The 18,610-nt window shown below is 61.3% G+C and carries 15 protein-coding genes; 7 read left to right on the top strand and 8 right to left on the bottom strand.

What is annotated here, in order from left to right; all coding sequences use genetic code 11:
* Positions 1 to 9 precede the first annotated feature (9 nt).
* From xdhA to guaD, 4 genes are read left to right on the top strand one after another with little or no spacing between them, the layout of a single operon-like run.
* Positions 10 to 1,458 (top strand): xanthine dehydrogenase small subunit, encoded by a 1,449-nt coding sequence (xdhA, locus tag Q8X51_RS00440; protein WP_065924761.1) that lies wholly within the window; start codon positions 10 to 12, stop codon positions 1,456 to 1,458.
* Entirely contained in the window at positions 1,451 to 3,850 is a 2,400-nt protein-coding gene (xdhB, locus tag Q8X51_RS00435) for a xanthine dehydrogenase molybdopterin binding subunit (RefSeq protein ID WP_407693395.1), read from the top strand. Before xdhA ends, xdhB begins: the two co-directional genes overlap by 8 nt.
* A 44-nt stretch (positions 3,851 to 3,894) precedes the next feature.
* The gene (gene xdhC, locus Q8X51_RS00430) at positions 3,895 to 4,737 is read left to right on the top strand and encodes a xanthine dehydrogenase accessory protein XdhC (RefSeq protein ID WP_065946886.1); all 843 of its coding nucleotides are present in this window, start codon (positions 3,895 to 3,897) and stop codon (positions 4,735 to 4,737) included.
* Positions 4,738 to 4,744: 7 nt separating this feature from the next.
* A complete protein-coding gene (gene guaD / locus Q8X51_RS00425) occupies positions 4,745 to 6,049 on the top strand; it encodes a guanine deaminase (protein WP_407693394.1) in 1,305 nt (434 codons plus the stop codon).
* A 127-nt stretch (positions 6,050 to 6,176) separates the two neighbouring features.
* Here the strand turns inward: guaD and Q8X51_RS00420 are convergent, their stop codons facing one another.
* The gene (locus tag Q8X51_RS00420) at positions 6,177 to 6,941 is read right to left on the bottom strand and encodes a GntR family transcriptional regulator (RefSeq protein WP_065924765.1); all 765 of its coding nucleotides are present in this window, start codon (positions 6,939 to 6,941) and stop codon (positions 6,177 to 6,179) included.
* 245 nt (positions 6,942 to 7,186) lie between these two features.
* Between Q8X51_RS00420 and Q8X51_RS00415 the strand changes: the two genes are divergently transcribed.
* On the top strand, positions 7,187 to 8,377 hold the full coding sequence (locus Q8X51_RS00415; RefSeq protein ID WP_065924766.1) for a benzoate/H(+) symporter BenE family transporter: 1,191 nt from the start codon (positions 7,187 to 7,189) through the stop codon (positions 8,375 to 8,377).
* Between the two features lie 37 nt (positions 8,378 to 8,414).
* On the opposite strand, the gene Q8X51_RS00410 is transcribed toward Q8X51_RS00415, so the two are convergent.
* A complete protein-coding gene (locus Q8X51_RS00410) occupies positions 8,415 to 8,759 on the bottom strand; it encodes a YggL family protein (protein ID WP_010208515.1) in 345 nt (114 codons plus the stop codon).
* A gap of 237 nt (positions 8,760 to 8,996) precedes the next feature.
* On the opposite strand from Q8X51_RS00410, the gene dacB reads away from it, so the two are divergent.
* Positions 8,997 to 10,457, top strand: a complete 1,461-nt coding sequence (gene dacB / locus Q8X51_RS00405; protein WP_065924767.1) for a D-alanyl-D-alanine carboxypeptidase/D-alanyl-D-alanine endopeptidase — start codon at positions 8,997 to 8,999, stop codon at positions 10,455 to 10,457.
* 9 nt (positions 10,458 to 10,466) lie between these two features.
* On the opposite strand, the gene Q8X51_RS00400 is transcribed toward dacB, so the two are convergent.
* Both Q8X51_RS00400 and rlmKL read right to left on the bottom strand, forming a co-directional pair.
* On the bottom strand, positions 10,467 to 12,866 hold the full coding sequence (locus Q8X51_RS00400) for a sensor domain-containing diguanylate cyclase (protein ID WP_407693393.1): 2,400 nt from the start codon (positions 12,864 to 12,866) through the stop codon (positions 10,467 to 10,469).
* A gap of 141 nt (positions 12,867 to 13,007) precedes the next feature.
* Positions 13,008 to 15,272, bottom strand: coding sequence for a bifunctional 23S rRNA (guanine(2069)-N(7))-methyltransferase RlmK/23S rRNA (guanine(2445)-N(2))-methyltransferase RlmL (gene rlmKL, locus Q8X51_RS00395; RefSeq protein WP_065924769.1), 2,265 nt, complete (start codon positions 15,270 to 15,272; stop codon positions 13,008 to 13,010).
* 532 nt (positions 15,273 to 15,804) lie between these two features.
* On the opposite strand from rlmKL, the gene rmf reads away from it, so the two are divergent.
* Positions 15,805 to 16,020, top strand: coding sequence for a ribosome modulation factor (rmf, locus tag Q8X51_RS00390; RefSeq protein ID WP_002553055.1), 216 nt, complete (start codon positions 15,805 to 15,807; stop codon positions 16,018 to 16,020).
* Between the two features lie 245 nt (positions 16,021 to 16,265).
* Here the strand turns inward: rmf and Q8X51_RS00385 are convergent, their stop codons facing one another.
* The 4 genes from Q8X51_RS00385 to Q8X51_RS00370 form a co-directional block, all read right to left on the bottom strand.
* Positions 16,266 to 17,288: a quinone-dependent dihydroorotate dehydrogenase gene (locus Q8X51_RS00385; RefSeq protein ID WP_407693392.1), complete on the bottom strand. Its 1,023-nt coding sequence runs from the start codon at positions 17,286 to 17,288 to the stop codon at positions 16,266 to 16,268.
* 85 nt (positions 17,289 to 17,373) lie between these two features.
* Positions 17,374 to 17,835, bottom strand: a complete 462-nt coding sequence (locus Q8X51_RS00380) for a transglycosylase SLT domain-containing protein (RefSeq protein WP_027603696.1) — start codon at positions 17,833 to 17,835, stop codon at positions 17,374 to 17,376.
* Complete coding sequence (locus Q8X51_RS00375) at positions 17,828 to 18,223, bottom strand: winged helix-turn-helix domain-containing protein (RefSeq protein WP_065924771.1); 396 nt, start codon at positions 18,221 to 18,223, stop codon at positions 17,828 to 17,830. Before Q8X51_RS00375 ends, Q8X51_RS00380 begins: the two co-directional genes overlap by 8 nt.
* Positions 18,224 to 18,389: 166 nt before the next feature.
* The gene (locus Q8X51_RS00370; RefSeq protein WP_027603693.1) at positions 18,390 to 18,602 is read right to left on the bottom strand and encodes a FliM/FliN family flagellar motor switch protein; all 213 of its coding nucleotides are present in this window, start codon (positions 18,600 to 18,602) and stop codon (positions 18,390 to 18,392) included.
* Positions 18,603 to 18,610: the final 8 nt, after the last annotated feature.

Raw genomic sequence — 18,610 nt, 5'->3', positions numbered from 1 at the left:
AGGCCTTCCGTGATCCAGTTTTTACTTAACCAGGAACTCCGTAGCGAGCACGCCCTGGACCCCAACCTGACCGTGCTCAACTATCTGCGCGAGCATGTGGGCAAACCCGGTACCAAGGAAGGCTGCGCCAGCGGCGACTGCGGTGCGTGCACGGTGGTGGTCGGCGAGTTGCACACCGACCCTCAGGGCGTTGAGCAGATCCGTTATCGCAGCCTCAATTCCTGCCTGACATTTGTATCGTCGCTGCACGGCAAGCAACTGATCAGCGTCGAAGACCTCAAGCACCAGGGCCAACTGCACAGCGTGCAACAGGCCATGGTGGAGTGCCACGGTTCGCAATGCGGCTTTTGCACCCCCGGGTTTGTGATGTCGTTGTTCGCCCTGCAAAAGAACAGCGACGCCCCCGACAGCCAGAAGGCCCACGAAGCCCTGGCCGGCAACCTGTGCCGCTGCACCGGCTATCGGCCGATCCTGGCCGCCGCCGAACAGGCCTGCTGCAACAAACCGGCGGACCAGTTCGACAGCCGCCAGGCCGAGACCATCGCCCGCCTCAAAGCCATCGCGCCGACCCAAACCGGTGAACTCAACAGCGGCGACAAACGCTGCCTGGTGCCCCTCACCGTTGCCGACCTGGCCGACCTCTACGACGCCTACCCGCAAGCCCGCCTGCTGGCCGGCGGCACCGACCTGGCGCTGGAAGTCACCCAGTTCCACCGCACCCTGCCGGTGATGATCTATGTCGGCAATATTGAAGAGATGAAGCGCATCGAGGACTTCGACGACCGCCTGGAAATCGGCGCCGCCACTGCCCTCTCCGACTGCTACACCGTGCTGCACCACGAATACCCGGATTTCGGCGACCTGCTGCACCGCTTCGCTTCCCTGCAAATTCGTAACCAGGGCACCCTGGGCGGCAATATCGGCAACGCTTCGCCCATTGGCGATTCGCCGCCGCTGTTGATCGCTCTCGGCGCGCAGATCGTGCTGTGCAAAGGCAACACGCGCCGTACGTTGGCCCTGGAAGACTACTTCATCGACTACCGTGTGACGGCGCGCCAGGACAGCGAGTTCATCGAGAAAATCATCGTACCCAAGGGCCACGCGCTGTTCCGTGCCTACAAGGTTTCCAAGCGCCTGGACGATGATATTTCCGCCGTCTGCGCTGCATTCAACCTGAAGATCGACAACGGTGTGATCAGTGATGCCCGCGTCGCGTTCGGCGGCATGGCCGCCACGCCAAAACGCGCGAAAAACTGCGAAGCCGTGTTAGTCGGTGCCACCTGGAACGCCGCCACCGTCGAGAAAGCCTGCGCTGCCCTGGCCGAGGATTTCACCCCGCTGTCGGACTTCCGCGCCAGCAAGGAATACCGCCTGCTCAGCGCCCGGAACCTGCTGCGCAAATACTTCATCGAACTGCAAACGCCGCACATCGAGACTCGGGTGACCGCTTATGTCTAACCATCACGCCGTGGAAAAAACCCAGGCCGAACTGGCCGCGCTGTTTGCCCAGGACCTGACCTCCGGGGTCGGCCGCAGCGTCAAGCATGACAGCGCCGCCAAGCACGTGTCCGGTGAAGCGCAGTACATCGATGACCGCCTGGAATTCCCCAACCAACTGCACCTGTATGCACGCATGTCCGACCGCGCCCACGCCCGGATCATCCGCATCGACACCACGCCCTGCTACGCCTTCGACGGTGTGCGTATCGTCATCACCCACGAAGACGTGCCGGGCCTGAAAGACATCGGCCCGCTGCTGCCCGGCGACCCCTTGCTGGCCATAGACACGGTGCAGTTCGTCGGCCAGGTGGTTTTGGCCGTGGCCGCCCGCGACCTGGACACCGCACGCAAGGCCGCGATGGCGGCCGTGATCGAATATGAAGACCTGGAGTCCGTGCTGGATGTGGTCGAGGCCTTTCGCAACAAGCACTTCGTGCTCGACAGCCACACCCACCAACGGGGTGATTCGACCGGCGCGCTGGCGACCGCCAAGCACCGCCTCCAGGGCACCCTGCATATCGGCGGCCAGGAACACTTCTACCTGGAAACCCAGATTTCCTCGGTAATGCCCACCGAAGACGGCGGCATGATCGTCTATTGCTCCACGCAGAACCCCACCGAAGTGCAGAAGCTGGTGGCCGAAGTGCTGGATGTGTCGATGAACAAGATCGTCGTCGATATGCGCCGCATGGGCGGCGGTTTCGGCGGCAAGGAAACCCAGGCCGCCAGCCCGGCGTGCCTGTGCGCGGTGGTGGCGCGCCTCACCGGCCAGCCGACCAAGATGCGCCTGCCGCGCGTCGAAGACATGCTGATGACCGGCAAGCGCCACCCCTTCTATATCGAATACGACGTGGGCTTCGACGACAGCGGTCGCCTGCACGGGATCAACCTGGAGCTGGCCGGTAACTGCGGCTGCTCGCCGGACCTGTCCAACTCGATCGTCGACCGCGCCATGTTCCACGCCGACAACGCGTATTACCTGGGCGATGCCACGGTGAACGGCCATCGCTGCAAGACCAACACCGCGTCCAACACCGCCTATCGCGGCTTCGGTGGCCCGCAAGGCATGGTCGCCATCGAGGAAGTGATGGACGCCATCGCGCGCCATCTGGGGCTGGACCCGTTGGCGGTGCGCAAGGCCAATTACTACGGCAAGACCGAGCGCAACGTCACCCACTACTACCAGACCGTCGAGCACAACATGCTCGAAGAGATGACCGCCGAACTTGAAGCCAGCAGCCAATACGCCGAGCGCCGCGAAGCGGTCCGCCTGTACAACGCCCACAGCCCGATCCTGAAAAAAGGCCTGGCGCTGACGCCGGTGAAATTCGGGATCTCGTTCACGGCGAGCTTCCTGAACCAGGCGGGCGCGCTGATCCATATCTACACCGACGGCAGCATCCACCTGAACCACGGCGGCACCGAGATGGGCCAGGGCTTGAACACCAAAGTCGCGCAAGTGGTGGCCGAAGTGTTCCAGGTGGACATCGACCGCGTGCAGATCACCGCCACCAACACCGACAAAGTGCCCAACACCTCGCCGACTGCTGCCTCCAGCGGTGCGGACCTGAACGGCAAGGCCGCCCAGAACGCCGCCGAAACCATCAAGCAACGCCTGGTGGAATTCGCCGCGCGCAAGTACGACGTGAGCGAAGCGGATGTGGAGTTCCATAACGGCCATGTGCGCGTGCGCGAGCAAATCCTGAGCTTTGAAGCGTTGATCCAGCAGGCGTATTTCGCCCAGGTGTCGCTGTCGAGCACCGGCTTCTACAAGACCCCGAAAATCTTCTACGACCGCAGCCAGGCCCGCGGTCGCCCGTTCTACTACTTCGCCTTCGGCGCGGCGTGCTGCGAAGTGATCGTCGACACCCTGACCGGCGAATACAAGATGCTGCGCACCGACATCCTCCACGATGTGGGCGCCTCACTGAACCCGGCCATCGACATCGGCCAGGTAGAAGGAGGCTTTATCCAGGGCATGGGCTGGCTGACCATGGAAGAGCTGGTGTGGAACAACAAGGGCAAGCTAGAGACCTGCGGCCCGGCCAGCTACAAGATCCCGGCGGTGGCCGACATGCCTTTGGATTTGCGTGTGAAGCTGGTGGAAAACCGCAAGAACCCGGAAGACACGGTGTTCCATTCCAAGGCCGTGGGCGAGCCACCGTTCATGCTCGGGATTGCCTCGTGGTGCGCGATCAAGGATGCGGTGGCGAGCCTGGCTGATTATCGCCATCAGCCGAAGATCGATGCGCCGGCGACACCGGAGCGGGTGTTGTGGGGGTGTGAGCAGATGCGCAAGTTGCAGACGGCGACAGCTGTCGAGACTGAAACTGAAATGGCTTCGCTCTAGACCGAGGCGCTGCCCGAACTGACAACAGTAATGTTGAGGTAAACATGAACAACTGGATCAGCGCCCTCGCCGACCTGCAAAACCAGAGTGAACCCTGCGTACTGGTGACCATCATCGAAGAGCTCGGCTCCACGCCGCGCAATGCCGGTTCGAAGATGGTGATCAGTGCCGCGCAAACCTTCGACACCATCGGCGGCGGGCACCTGGAATACAAGGCCATGCAGATCGCCCGCGACATGCTTGTGCGTGGCCAGCAGAACACCCATCTGGAGCGCTTCAGCCTCGGCGCCAGCCTGGGCCAGTGCTGCGGTGGCATCACCGTGCTGCTGTTCGAACCCATGGGCCAGGTACAGGCGCAGATCGCGGTGTTCGGCGCCGGCCATGTCGGCCGCGCGCTGGTGCCGTTGCTGGCGAGCCTGCCGTGCCGGGTACGCTGGATCGATTCCCGCGAGCAGGAGTTTCCGGAACATATCCCCCAGGGCGTGCGTAAAATCGTCAGCGAAGAGCCGGTGGACGAAATTGCCGACCTGCCGGTGGGCAGTTACTGCATCGTCATGACCCACAATCACGCGCTGGACCTGGAACTCACCGCCGCCCTGCTCAAACGCAATGACTTTGCCTACTTCGGCCTGATCGGCTCGAAGACCAAACGCGTCAAGTTCGAACACCGCCTGCGCGATCGCGGCTTCGACGCCGCGCAGATGCAACGCATGCGTTGCCCCATGGGCCTCAGCGAGGTGAAGGGCAAGTTGCCGGTGGAGATCGCCATCTCCATCGCCGGCGAAATCATCGCCACCTATAACGCCAGTTTCGGCCAGCACACCGCGAGCGCCGAACCCATTGCCAAATTGCTGCCGGCCTCGCGCCGAAGCCAAGCTATCAATTGAGACGACCATGCCTTTGACTCGCAAAGCCTACCGTGCAGCTCTCCTGCACAGCATCGCCGACCCCGCTGAAGTTGGGATCGAAGCCTCCTACAAGTATTTCGAAGACGGCCTGCTGGTGATCGAAAACGGCCGGATCAGCGCCGTGGGCCATGCCGACGACCTGCTGCCGAGCTTGCCTGCCGACATCGACATCACCCATTACCAGGATGCGCTGATCATCCCCGGCCTGATCGACACCCATATCCACCTGCCGCAAACCGGCATGGTCGGCGCGTATGGCGAGCAGTTGCTGGACTGGCTCAACACCTACACCTTCCCGTGCGAAAGCCAGTTCGCCGACAAGGCCCACGCCGAAGAAGTCGCAGGCATTTTTATCAAGGAACTGCTGCGCAACGGCACCACCACCGCACTGGTGTTCGGCAGTGTGCATCCGCAGTCGGTGAACGCATTCTTTGAGGCGGCGGAAAAACTCGATCTGCGCATGATCGCCGGCAAGGTGATGATGGACCGCAACGCTCCGGACTACCTTACCGACACCGCCGAATCCGGCTACCAGCAAAGCAAGGCGCTGATCGAACGCTGGCACGGCAAGGGCCGCCTGCACTACGCGGTCACCCCGCGTTTTGCGCCGACCAGCACGCCGGAACAATTGGCGCTCGCCGGGCAACTGCTGGGCGAGTACCCGGACCTGTACATGCAGACGCACATCAGTGAGAACAAGCAGGAAGTCGAGTGGGTGAAGGCGCTGTTTCCGGAGCGCAGCGGCTATCTGGATGTGTACGACCACTACCAGCTGCTGGGCGAGCGCTCGGTGTTTGCCCACGGCGTGCACCTGTGTGATGACGAGTGCGCACGGTTGGCGGAGACGGGGTCGGCGGTGGCGTTCTGTCCGACCTCGAACCTCTTCCTCGGCAGCGGCCTGTTCAACCTGCCGATGGCCGAGAAACACAAGCTGAATGTCGGCCTGGGCACCGATGTGGGTGGCGGCACCAGTTTCTCGCTGCTGCAAACCTTGAACGAAGCCTACAAGGTCATGCAACTGCAGGGCGCGCGGTTGAGCCCCTTCAAGTCACTGTACCTGGCTACCCTGGGTGGTGCGCGGGCGCTGCGCCTGGAAGACAAGATCGGCACGCTGCAGCCGGGCACCGATGCCGACTTCCTGGTGCTGGACTACAACGCCACGCCGCTGCTGAGCTATCGCTTGAAGCAAGCCAATAACATTGCCGAGACGTTGTTCGTGTTGATGACCCTGGGGGATGATCGGACGGTGTTGCAGACGTATGCGGCCGGCAAACTCGTGCACCAACGCTGATCTGCGCCACGACACAAAACAAATGTGGGAGGGGGCTTGCTCCCGATAGCGGTGGATCAGGCACTTAATTCAGTGACTGACACTCTGCCATCGGGAGCAAGCCCCCTCCCACATTTTTTAATCGGGTTTACAGCTTGACCGAAGAACGCCCCGGCTTCTTGGTCTGCAACAGATGCGAGAACACCGCATGCAAATCATCCGACGCACTTTCCTCGTCGAGGTTGAGCTTGCTGTCGATGTGATCCATGTGATGCATCATCAAATTCACCGCCAGCGCCGCGTCCCTCGCTTCGATAGCGTCGATCAGTTGCGTGTGCTCATCGTAGGAGCAGTGCGAGCGGTTGCCGCTTTCGTACTGGGCGATGATCAACGAGGTCTGGGACACCAGGCTGCGCTGGAAGCTGATCAGCGGCGCGTTTTTCGCGGCCTCGGCCAGCTTGAGGTGGAACTCGCCGGAGAGGCGGATGCCCGCCCCGCGATCGCCGCGGGAGAAGCTGTCGCGCTCGTCGTTGACCATCTGGCGCAGTTCGGCCAGTTGCTCGGCGGTGGCGTGCTGCACCGCCAGCTCGGTGATCGCTCGCTCTACCAGGCGCCGGGCCAGGAACACCTGGCGTGCTTCTTCCACGCTTGGGCTCGCCACCACCGCGCCACGATTGGGCCGCAGCAACACCACGCCTTCATGGGCCAGCCGCGACAGCGCGCGGCGAATAATGGTGCGGCTGACGCCGAAGATTTCGCCCAGTGCCTCTTCGCTCAATTTGGTACCGGGTGCCAGGCGCTGCTCGAGGATCGCCTCGAAGATATGCGCGTAGACGATATCGTCCTGGGTTCCGCTGCGACCGACCTTGCCGGCTCGCGGTTGTTTCTTGAGAGGTTGCAACTGTTCGTTCATGGGCACTCGGGTAGGGAGAACGGCGGCGAATTAACGGTAATACGGCAACTTTAAGGTAATACGGCAACACGGGGTCTCTGGCAAGTATCACCTAAAAACAGCGCACATTGTACACAACCCACTGAGCCAACACACTGTACGGCTGTTTGCGGTGCCGTCTGTATTGCAATGAGTCGTTACGTTTGAGTTTAGGCTTGAATCTGCGCCGTCACCGGCAAACACCCAGGTAAAAGGAACACCTCTCCATGACCGACGCCACCCAAGCGCCCTTGCGCCCGCTGGCCGACACTTCTGCCTCCGCCGTCGTCGCCGGCTTTATCGCCATGATGACCGGCTATACCAGCTCCCTGGTGCTGATGTTCCAGGCCGGCCAGGCGGCCGGCTTGACCACGGCGCAGATTTCTTCGTGGATCTGGGCGATTTCCATCGGCATGGCGGTCTGCAGCATCGGCCTGTCCCTGCGCTATCGCACGCCGATCACCATTGCCTGGTCCACCCCCGGCGCGGCGCTGTTGATCACCAGCCTGGGCGGTGTGAGTTACGGCGAGGCCATCGGCGCCTACATCACCTGCGCGGTGCTGGTGACGCTCTGCGGGCTCACCGGCAGCTTTGAAAAACTGGTCAAGCGCATCCCGGCATCGTTGGCGGCCGCGTTGCTGGCGGGGATCCTGTTCAAGATCGGCAGCGAAATTTTCGTCGCCGCGCAGCATCGCACCGGCCTGGTACTGGGGATGTTTTTCACCTACCTGATCATCAAGCGTCTGTCGCCACGCTACGCGGTACTGGCCGCCCTGATGATCGGTACCCTGCTGTCGGGGCTGATGGGCTTGCTGGACTTCAGCGGTTTCCACCTGGAAGTGGCGACGCCGGTATGGACGACACCGCACTTCTCGTTGGCGGCAACCATCAGCATCGGGATTCCGTTGTTCGTGGTGGCGATGACCTCGCAGAACATGCCCGGCGTCGCCGTACTGCGGGCCGATGGCTATAACGTGCCGGCCTCGCCGCTGATCACCGCCACCGGCCTGGCCTCGCTGGTGCTGGCGCCCTTTGGCTCCCACGGCATCAACCTGGCGGCGATCAGCGCAGCGATCTGCACCGGCCCCCACGCCCATGAAGACCGTAATAAACGCTACACCGCCGCCGTATGGTGCGGGGTGTTCTACGGGATAGCCGGGGTGTTCGGCGCAACACTGGCGGCACTGTTCGCAGCCTTGCCCAAGGAACTGGTGCTGTCGATTGCGGCCTTGGCCTTGTTTGGCTCGATCATCAATGGCTTGAGTATCGCCATGAATGAGCCGAAGGAACGGGAAGCGGCGCTGATCACCTTTATGGTCACCGCGTCAGGCTTGACGTTGTTTTCCATCGGCTCGGCGTTCTGGGGGATTGTGGCGGGGGTGTTGACGCTGCTGATTCTGAACTGGCGCAAGGCATAAAAAAACGGCGACCCTCAGGTCGCCGTTTTTTTCAGTATCACTTAGCCGCGTTGATCGGCTTTTCCGGATACCACACGTCCAGCAGCGGGCTGACTTCAGCCTTGGTCAGCTCGGAACGGGTTTTCAGCCAGGCTTCGACGGCAGCGCGCTGCTCTTCGGAGACCGAGCCACGCTTCTGCAGGCAAACCAGACCGTAGTCATCGCCGCCGACATAGCCCAGGCCGTTGGCTTCCATGGCTTCTTTGATGAATGCTTCGAGGAAAGCGTCGATAGCTTCTTCACTCAGGCCTTCTTTGAAGTCCAGGTTCAGTTCGAAACCCAGCTCTTGAAATTCATCAACGCACAGTTTTTTGCGCAGACGCTGGGAACGGTTAGTCGCCATTGGAACAATCCTCATAAGTAATAACGGGCGGCACTTTAGCAGTTTAAGACGACGATTGCCCGACTCTCTGGGACAGGCGGCCGTTTGCTGTTAAAAAAACGCCAATTACCAGCTATCGTTCAGCTACAAGTGCCTTCACCTTGGGGCATAATGCCGACACTTTCATGACCATTGAGGGAATTTTCCTATCTACCCCTCGCCTTTTTCACCCTCCTCAGCAGTAGGGTTTTACTTCTTATGATCAAATCTTTGCGTCCATTGCTACTCGCCAGTTTTCTCCTGCCACTGGCCTTTTCCACCTCCGCAGCCCCGATCAATAACACCCTGCCCCCGAACGTCCAGCAGGCACTCGCCAAAGCCAAGCTGCAAAACACTGCGCTGTCCCTGGTGATGATCCCGCTGAACGGCCCCGGCACCCCCACGGTATTCAACGCCGACGTCTCGGTAAACCCGGCTTCCACCATGAAACTGGTCACCACCTATGCGGCCCTGGAAATGCTCGGCCCCAACCACCAGTGGAAAACCGAGTTCTACACCGACGGCACCCTCAGCGGTGGCGTGTTGCACGGCAACCTGTACCTCAAGGGCGGCGGCGACCCCAAGCTGAACATGGAAAAACTCTGGCTGCTGATGCGCGACCTGCGGGCCAATGGCGTGCAGCAAGTCACCGGTGACCTGGTGCTGGACCGCAGTTTCTTCAACCAACCGCAGTTGCCGGAATTCAATGATGACGGCAACGACGAGAACAAACCGTTCCTGGTCAAGCCCGACGCCCTGCTGGTCAACCTCAAGGCCCTGCGCTTTGTGACCCGTAACGATTCGGGGCGCGTGCTCGTCTCGGTCGAGCCGCCGATTGCCAGCATCCGCATCGACAACCAGGTCAAGGCCTCCAACGCCAAGCAGTGCACCGGCGACGTACGCTACAACCCGGTCACAGGCGCCGATGGCAGTATGACGGTCACCGTCAGCGGCCAATTGGCCGATGGCTGCAGCTCGCAGACTTATCTGTCGTTGCTGGACCACGCCACCTACACCGCTGGCGCGGTACGGGCGATCTGGCAGGAACTGGGCGGCAGCATCCAGGGCCGCGATATCCAGGCACCGGTGCCCAAGGATGCCAAGGTACTGGCCCGCGCCTTTTCGCCGGACCTGGCGGAAATCATCCGCGACATCAATAAATACAGTAACAACACCATGGCCCAGCAATTGTTCCTGAGCCTGGGCGCGCAGTTCCGCAACGATGCCGACGGCGACGATGCCAAGGCCGCGCAACGTGTGGTGCGCCAGTGGCTGGCGAAGAAAGGCATCACCGCGCCACACCTGGTGATGGAGAACGGTTCGGGCCTGTCCCGTGCCGAACGGGTCAGCGCCCGCGAAATGGCCGCCATGCTGCAAGCCGCCTGGAAAAGCCCCTACGCTGCGGAATACATCAGCTCGATGCCGATCGCCGGCACCGACGGCACCATGCGCAAACGCCTGAAGACCACCGCCATGCGCGGCGAAGCCCACGTCAAGACCGGTACCTTGAATACCGTGCGCGCCATTGCCGGGTTCAGCCGCGACAACAACGGCAACACCTGGGCGGTGGTGGCGATCCTCAACGATCCGAAGCCGTGGGGCGCGTCGTCGGTGCTGGACCAGGTGCTGCTGGATCTGTACCGCCAGCCAAAACTGGCGGCGGCGGCTCCCGTCCTATAGGAGCGAGCATCAGGCCCGCGCCTTCTCGGCCTCTACCCGGTCCCTGCCCGCCTGCTTGGCCACGTACACCGCCGAGTCGGCACGCAACAACAGGCCATCAATGCCTTCATCCACCCGCCAGCTGGCCACACCAAAGCTGGCGGTGACGATGCCCACAGGCTCCATCGGCAGGTTACGCAGGGATTGCCACAACTCCATGGCCAGGCCATAAGCCTGCTCGCCATCGGTATTGGGGCACAGCACCATGAATTCCTCGCCCCCCAGGCGGCAGAACACGTCGGTGCGGCGCAGACGCTGACTGATGCGCCTGCATAACTCCTGCAACACCCCGTCGCCAACCGCATGCCCGTGCTGGTCGTTGATACGCTTGAAATGATCGATATCGAGCATGATCACCGACAGCGCCCCACTGGTCCGGTTGAGTCTCGCCATCTCGGTCCTGAGGCGATCCTGGAAATAGCGACGGTTGTGAATCCCGGTCAGGGAATCTGTGATGGACAGCGCGCGCAGCTCCTCTTCAACCCGCTTCAAGTCCGAAATGTCCGACACATAGCCATGCCACAGCGTACCGCCCCCCGGTAACTCTTCCGGGGTGGCCTCGCCGCGAATCCAGCGCAACCCCCGTTGCGGCAACTGCACCCGGTACTCTTCGCGCCAGTGGCTCAACTGCAATGCCGACAGGCGAATCGAGGCCCGCACCCGTTCCGCGTCCAGCGGGTGGATTCGCTCGAAGACCTTCGTCGCGTCCCGCTGCAACGCGCTGACCTCGATTTCATAGATATCGCGCATGCCGTCGCTGGCGTAGATAAAGCGCCAGTTATCCTGGGGTTCCAGGGTGAATTGGAAGATCCCCCCGGGTACGTGGGCACTGAGTTTCTTGAGCAGGCGGTCCCGCGCCGCCAGGGCCTCATAAGCGCGTTTCTGCTCGGTGACGTCCAGGTAAATCGCGAGGTGACCGATCCACAGACCATGGTCATCCAGCAATACGGTGGCCAACATGTTCACAATCAACTGACTGCCATCCTGGCGGACCAAGGTCCACTCCCGGGCTTCGTGCAGGTTGTCGGGGCTTTCCACCAGCATCGCCTGGCTCGCCGGGATACGCTTGCCCAAGGTCACGCTCAGGCTCGCGGAACGTGCCTCCAGCTCCAACGCCAAGTGCAGGCTTTCCAGGGTCAGCTTGCCCACCACCTGGTCGGCCTCGTACCCCAGCATCTGCTCGGCACCGGCGTTGAAAGTGTTGATCACACCGCGCAGGTCAGTGGCAATGATCGCCACTTGGGTAGCGGCGTTGAGTACGCTGCGCAACTGGCCATGGGCACCACGTAGCTCCTGCTCACGCAAGCGCAACTGCACAGTGCGTTGCTCCACCAGTTTCAACGCACGCTGGCGCTGGCTCACCAGCACATAGAGCAAGGCGCTGAGCAGCAGGCTGAGTAGGCTACCCATGGTCAGGATCGTGGACAGCGAGGAATAGTTGGCCTGCTCGAACACCTTGCTCGGGCGCAGGCTCAGGGCGTACACATGATCGCCCAGGGTCAGGCGACGCGCGCCAGCAAGGTCACTGTTGGCCACGGCATTGCCGGACTCGAAGAGCACGCGCTTTTGCAAGTCGGAGGTGTCGACGATCTGCATCACCAGGTTGTCCCGCTCCGCTTTTGGCAAGCCCTCGGCGACCAACTGGCGCATGCTGATCACCGCCATTACGTAACCGTATGGCTCATTTGGGGACGGCTCGGACGTGGGCAGGTGACTCACCGGCGCGACCAGTAATACACCAGTGGCATAAGCCGGCTCGACACCCACCAACTGCATCGGTTGGGACACCGCCAGCTTGCCGCTCTTTTGCGCCCGCTCAAGGGTCGAGCGCCGCAGGGGCTGGGCCAACAGATCAAAACCCAGGGGCGACCCCAGCAGGCTTTGAGTCTGGCTGTAGAGCACCGGAACGTATTCATCACGCTCGGGCGCCGGGGCCAGTTCGCCGGCGCTATTAAGTTCACGGATAACAAAGGGTACCCCACGCAGGCGGGACACCTCTTGTTCAAATTGGCTGCGCTGTCCGCGAAACACACGGGGTGCCCAGGCGTAGGCCCGGGCGCGCAACAGTAACGGCAGGGCAAACCCGTCGAACTCCTCGCGGGACACAACATCGGAGTTGACGAAGAACCGCCGCAGGCTGTTCAGGCGTTGTTCCTGATCCTCGAAACGTTCCTGCAAGCGGCTGTAACGCTCGTTGACCAGCAACTGAAAGCGCTGGCGAACCTGTTGCTGATAGAGGTCGGAGGCCGCCCAGGCGACGATGGCCGTCAGCGCAAAACCTGCCAATAACACCACCAACGCCACCAGCCAAGCCGACGCCTGTTCACTGATAAAGCCTAGGATTTTCGGGCGAACGGCTTGCAACGGCATAGGCAACACTCACAACGCCAGCGTGCGGGGGGTGTCACTTTGGCTAGGCCTTAAGTTATAGCCATCGGCCCAGGGTTTGACCAGCGTAAAAAAGCCGCAAGCCCGGAATAGTCCAGGCTTGCGGCTTTTTCGTGGCGGCGATCAGCGAGCAGTGATTTTCCACGCCCGGTGGATCTTCGCATTACGCGCAAAATCCGGATCGATGGTCTTGTCGCTGATTTCCTCGACCGCATAGCGTTCGCTGAGATTGTCCTCCAACTGGAACTTGCGGAAGTTGTTCGAGAAGTACAGCACGCCACCCGGTGCCAGGCGCGCCATGGCCAGGTCAAGCAACTGCACGTGGTCGCGCTGCACGTCGAAGATGCCTTCCATGCGCTTGGAGTTGGAGAAGGTCGGCGGGTCGATGAAGATCATGTCGAACTCATCGCGGCTGGCCTCCAGCCAGGCCATCACATCGCCCTGCTCCAGGCGGTTCTTGTCGGAAAAACCGTTGAGCGAGAAGTTGCGACGTGCCCAGTCCAGGTAGGTCTTGGACAGGTCGACACTGGTGGTGCTGCGCGCGCCGCCCTTGGCTGCGTGCACACTGGCGGTGGCGGTGTAGCAATACAGGTTGAGGAAACGCTTGCCGGCCGCTTCCTTCTGGATACGCATGCGCATCGGACGGTGGTCGAGGAACAGACCGGTGTCCAGATAGTCGGTGAGGTTGACCAGCAGCTTCACGCCGCCTTCGCTGACCTCGGTGAACTTGCCCTGGGCACTCTGGCGCTCGTATTGCTTGGTACCGCTCTGGCGCTCGCGACGCTTGACCACCACGCGGCTCTTGTCGATGTTCAGCGCCTGGGGAATGGCCGCCAGGGCGTCGAACATGCGGGCCGAGGCTTTTTCCGGATCAATGGATTTGGGGGCGGCGTATTCCTGCACGTGGACCCAATCGTGGTACAGGTCGATGGCCATGGAGTATTCAGGCATATCGGCGTCGTATACGCGGTAGCAATCCACCCCTTCACGCTTGGCCCACTTGCCCAGCAGCTTGAGGTTCTTTTGCAGGCGGTTGGCAAACATCTGCCCACCTTCGCTCAGGCGCGCCTGCTCGACCACGGGGGCCGGGGCGGGCTTGATCGGGTTGCCGTTCTTGTTGTACTGGCGCTCCTGCGGCTCGGCCGGGGCCTGGTCGTAAACCGCCTGCTCACGTTCGGCCTGGCGCTGTTCCGGGGTACGGCGCTCGCCGGTGACGAACTGATCCGGGTTGACCTTGATCAGCAGCAACTTGCACGGCAATGCGCCGTTCCAGAACGAATACTGCTTGTGGCTGCGGATCCCCATGCGTTTGCCCAGGTCCGGCGCGCCGGTGAACACCGCCGCTTCCCAGCCCATGCAGGCCTGGCGCAGGCGCTCGCCGAGGTTCTGGTAGAGGTACAACAGGCTGGCTTCGTCACCCAAACGCTCGCCGTAGGGCGGGTTGCAGATCACCAGGCCTTTCTGGTTCTGGTCCGGGCGCGGCTCGAAGGTGCCGACTTCGCCCTGGTACACCTTGATCCAGTGGCTCAGGCCGGCGCGCTCGATGTTGTTGCGGGCGGGCTGGATCAGGCGCGGGTCGGCTTCGTAGCCCCGCACCCACAACGGCGGCTTGTTCATGCCGATGGCCGCGCGTTCAGTGGCCTCGGCGTGGAGTTTTTTCCACAGCGCCGGGACGTGGCCGAGCCAGGTGGTGAAGCCCCACAATTCGCGATTCAGGTTAGGTGCCATGTCGGCGGCGATCATCGCGCCTTCCACCAGGAAGGTGCCCACGCCGCACATCGGGTCAGTCAGCGCGCCGCCTTCGGCAGCAATGCGCGGCCAGCCGGCACGAATCAGGATCGCCGCCGCGAGGTTTTCCTTCAACGGCGCGGCGCCCTGCTGCAGGCGGTAGCCGCGCTGGTGCAGGCTGTGGCCGGACAGGTCAAGAGACAGGATCGCTTCGCCACGGTCCAGGCGCAGGTGGATGCGCAGGTCCGGGTTGATCTTGTCGATGGACGGGCGTTCGCCGGTCGGAGTGCGCAGCTTGTCGACGATCGCATCCTTGACCTTCAGCGCGCCGAAGTGGGTGTTGTCGATGCCTGAGCCGTGACCACTGAATTCCACCGCCAGGGTACCGTCAGAAACCATGTGATCGGCCCATTCAATATCCAGCACACCGTGGTAGAGGTCTTCGGCGTCCTTCATCGGGAAGCGCTTGAGCACCAGCAACACACGGTTGGCCAGGCGCGACCAGAGGCACAGGCGATAAGCGGTTTCCATGTCGGCCATGCCGCGCACGGCCGAGGTGTGCTCGCGGGCGTCCTCAAGGCCAAGCCCGACGGCTTCCTCGATCAGCAGGCCTTCGAGGCCCTTGGGGCAGGTGAGGAAGAGTTCAAAACGGTCCGACATGGGGCATTCCAGGCTTTTCAGCAATAAGTGAACGGGCGACGCATCGCCGGCTCGGTTTTCAATCAAGCACTTTTCTTGAAGAGTGCTCGCGTGGCACGAATGTGCCGTTCCACCCCGTCTGACGGGCCTTGGAGCCTTTATTGACGGGGCAGAGAGAGAATTTGACGCAACAAAAAGAAATATTCCGACCCTTCGTCGAATAATAACCGACAGCAACAGAAGGACATTCTCACTAAAGGATTAAACCCATCCTCTTTGCAGGGTGCATCATAGCTGGCTTTGCCCAACAAATGGGGCGAAAAGCCATCCCAGCTTATGGCTATAGCATCGTTATCGTTACGTGCTTATGACAAAACGATCATTGAATCCATGTGACCTATTGGTTAGAACTCAACACAGGTTGGCGCCGTAACGACGCCGACACCTAGGCTCGCCACGCCGGCAGCGAGCCCACCAACGGCAGAAAAACTCTGCCCGGCCTCAGACGAGGCCAAAGGATATCAAGACAGTCAACAAGTGAGGGAAACACCCTATGAGAAGACTTAAGCGTGATCCGTTGGAAAGAGCATTTTTACGCGGATATCAATATGGCGTTCATGGCAAATCCCGTGAGCTTTGCCCATTTACTCTACCGTCGGTACGCCAAGCCTGGATCAACGGCTGGCGAGAAGGACGCGGCGACAACTGGGACGGTATGACTGGCACTGCGGGAATCCACAGACTCAACGAACTTCACGCCGTCGGCTAATCAAGGGCATTTAATTCCGACACCACCTCGAATATGTAGCGACTTAACCACGCACGCCCTATCCAGGCGGCGGGCTTCGGCCCAGGGGCTCCTCTTAAGGAGCCCTTTTTATTGGCCTGAGAATAATGAGGACTACCGTAGGAGCGAGCTTGCTCGCGAAGAACCTGAGGGCGCCGCGTTAAGCCAGATGCGCAGCGCTATCGTTGACGTTCTTCGCGAGCAAGAACTAGGCGTCCCCCTCGCTCCTACACGCGCAATGCCGCAATTGCATCCACTGACTGGCGGATCAGCGCCGGGCCTTTGTAAATAAAACCCGAGTACAACTGCACCAGGCTGGCACCCGCAGCGATCTTCTCGGCTGCATGCTTGCCTTCGGTGATGCCGCCCACCGCGATGATCGGCAAACGCCCGGCCAGCTCAGCGGCCAGCACCTTGACGATATGAGTGCTCTTGTCACGCACTGGCGCCCCCGACAGGCCGCCCGCTTCATCGCCATGGGCCAACCCTTCGACGCCGATACGGCTGAGGGTGGTGTTGGTCGCGATGACCGCATCCATGCCCGCATCCACCAGGGCCTGGGCCACCAGCACGGTTTCTTCGTCACTCATGTCCGGGGCGATCTTGATTGCCAGCGGCACACGCTTGCCATGGCGCACGGCCAGGTCTTCCTGGCGTTGGCGCAGGGCTTCGAGCAGTTGCTTGAGCGAATCGCCGAACTGCAGGCTGCGCAGGCCCGGGGTGTTGGGCGAGCTGACGTTGACGGTGACATAGCTGGCGTGGGCGTAGACCTTGTCCAGGCAGATCAGGTAGTCATCCACTGCGCGCTCGACCGGCGTGTCGAAGTTCTTGCCGATATTGATGCCGAGGATGCCCTTGTACTTTGCGGCCTCGACGCGCGACAGCAGATGATCGACGCCCAGGTTGTTGAACCCCATGCGATTGATGATCGCCTCGGCTTCCGGCAGGCGGAAGATACGCGGCTTGGGGTTGCCCGGTTGCGGTCTCGGCGTCACGGTGCCGATCTCCACAAAACCGAAACCCAACTGCGCGAAGCCATCGATGGCCGCACCGTTCTTGTCCAGGCCGGCAGCCAGTCCGACCGGGTTGGGGAAGTCGAGCCCCATCACCGACACCGGCGTTTTCGCCGGCGCCTTGCATACCAGGCCATTGAGCCCCAGGCGGCCACCGGCACCGATCAGGTCCAAGGACAGATCGTGGGAGGTTTCCGGGGAGAGTTTGAACAACAGCTGGCGGGCCAGGGTATACATGGGCGGGCTAGACTCGGATGGCGGCGAAAGGTGGCGGCGATTATAGCGGGGTGGCGGGGTGCACGCGAGGCGCGCCGCCCAAACGTCAGTAGCGTTGCTGTACCAGGGCCTCATAACGTGCCCAGATTTTTTCCGCATAGCGCATGCGCAACGCGTCGCGCTCAGGGCCGGAGCCGGGCCCGACATTGTAGGACCCCACCGCCGTCCAGTTGTAGCCAAAGCGCTGGATAAACTCGGCCAGTATGGACGCCCCGACTTCCACCGACAGGCAAGGCTCACTCAACAACCTTTCCTCGGTGATACCCAGCTTGAGCAGGCGAGGCAAATGGATACTGTTGATCTGCATCAGGCCGATATCCCGTGTGCCGTTACCGTTGGCGTAGTTCATCGCATCCGGGCGAAAATCCGACTCCACGGCGGCGATAGCCTGTAGCAACTCCGGCTCGATATCGTAGCGATGGGCGGTTTCCTCCCAGCAATAGGCCAGTGCCTGATTGCCGCTCGTCACCAGGCCAAGCCACAGCAGCCGGCGCCAGAACTCAGCCATGACTGACTTGTCCACAGGCCGAACACACATGCGGCAGGGTATCCATAGGCCCGGGCCCTGCTCGCTCAGCCTTCACCGGGCATGTAAAGCGATACCCGCGACCATAAATGGTCTTGATAAAGCCTTTGTCAGCGCCAAGATGCTTGCGCAGCGAATAAATGCAACGGGTCAGCGACTCCTCGGCGACCTCCCCCTGGGGCCAGGCCAACTCGAGCAAACGATCCTTGGTCATCAGTACACCGCCAGAGACCAACAACAGCCGCAAAACATGCAGCTCCTTGGGTGGCAACTGGACGTCGCTGCCGTCGCCGGTCAGGCGACCATCGCCATGCAGCGTCCACTGGGAAAAGAGCAGAGACGTCGTCAACTCATCATTCACGACGGCCATATCTACCTCGACATCCGACTACTGACATTGAAGTCCTTATTTTCCAGTACTGGCTCTTGTGCCCACATCACGACTATAAAAAACCACCTTGCAGCCCACGCTAGGAAAAACCCCATACAGCCGACGCTTTTTAGCAACACCCTGTAAGACACTTCACCCACATACGTCAGGCGCTCCCCCATTTATAGACCTCGTGCAACTCAACACCCAACCGATCCTCCAGTTGCACCAACTCGCCCAATGCGAGCAACCGGCCATTAACCCGAACTTCCACGCAGTGGATGATGCCCGGCGACAATGGCAGCACCTTTCCAGCAGCAAAGGCTGCCAGGCGCCTGCGGCTGATCAGTTGTTCCTGTAGAAGAATTTCCAAATGCATGGGTCAAC

Origin of the sequence: Pseudomonas sp. Yb2C2, from assembly GCF_052112325.1 — a bacterium.
GTDB lineage: Bacteria > Pseudomonadota > Gammaproteobacteria > Pseudomonadales > Pseudomonadaceae > Aquipseudomonas > Aquipseudomonas marginalis.
This window is presented reverse-complemented; position numbering and strand designations above follow the sequence as displayed.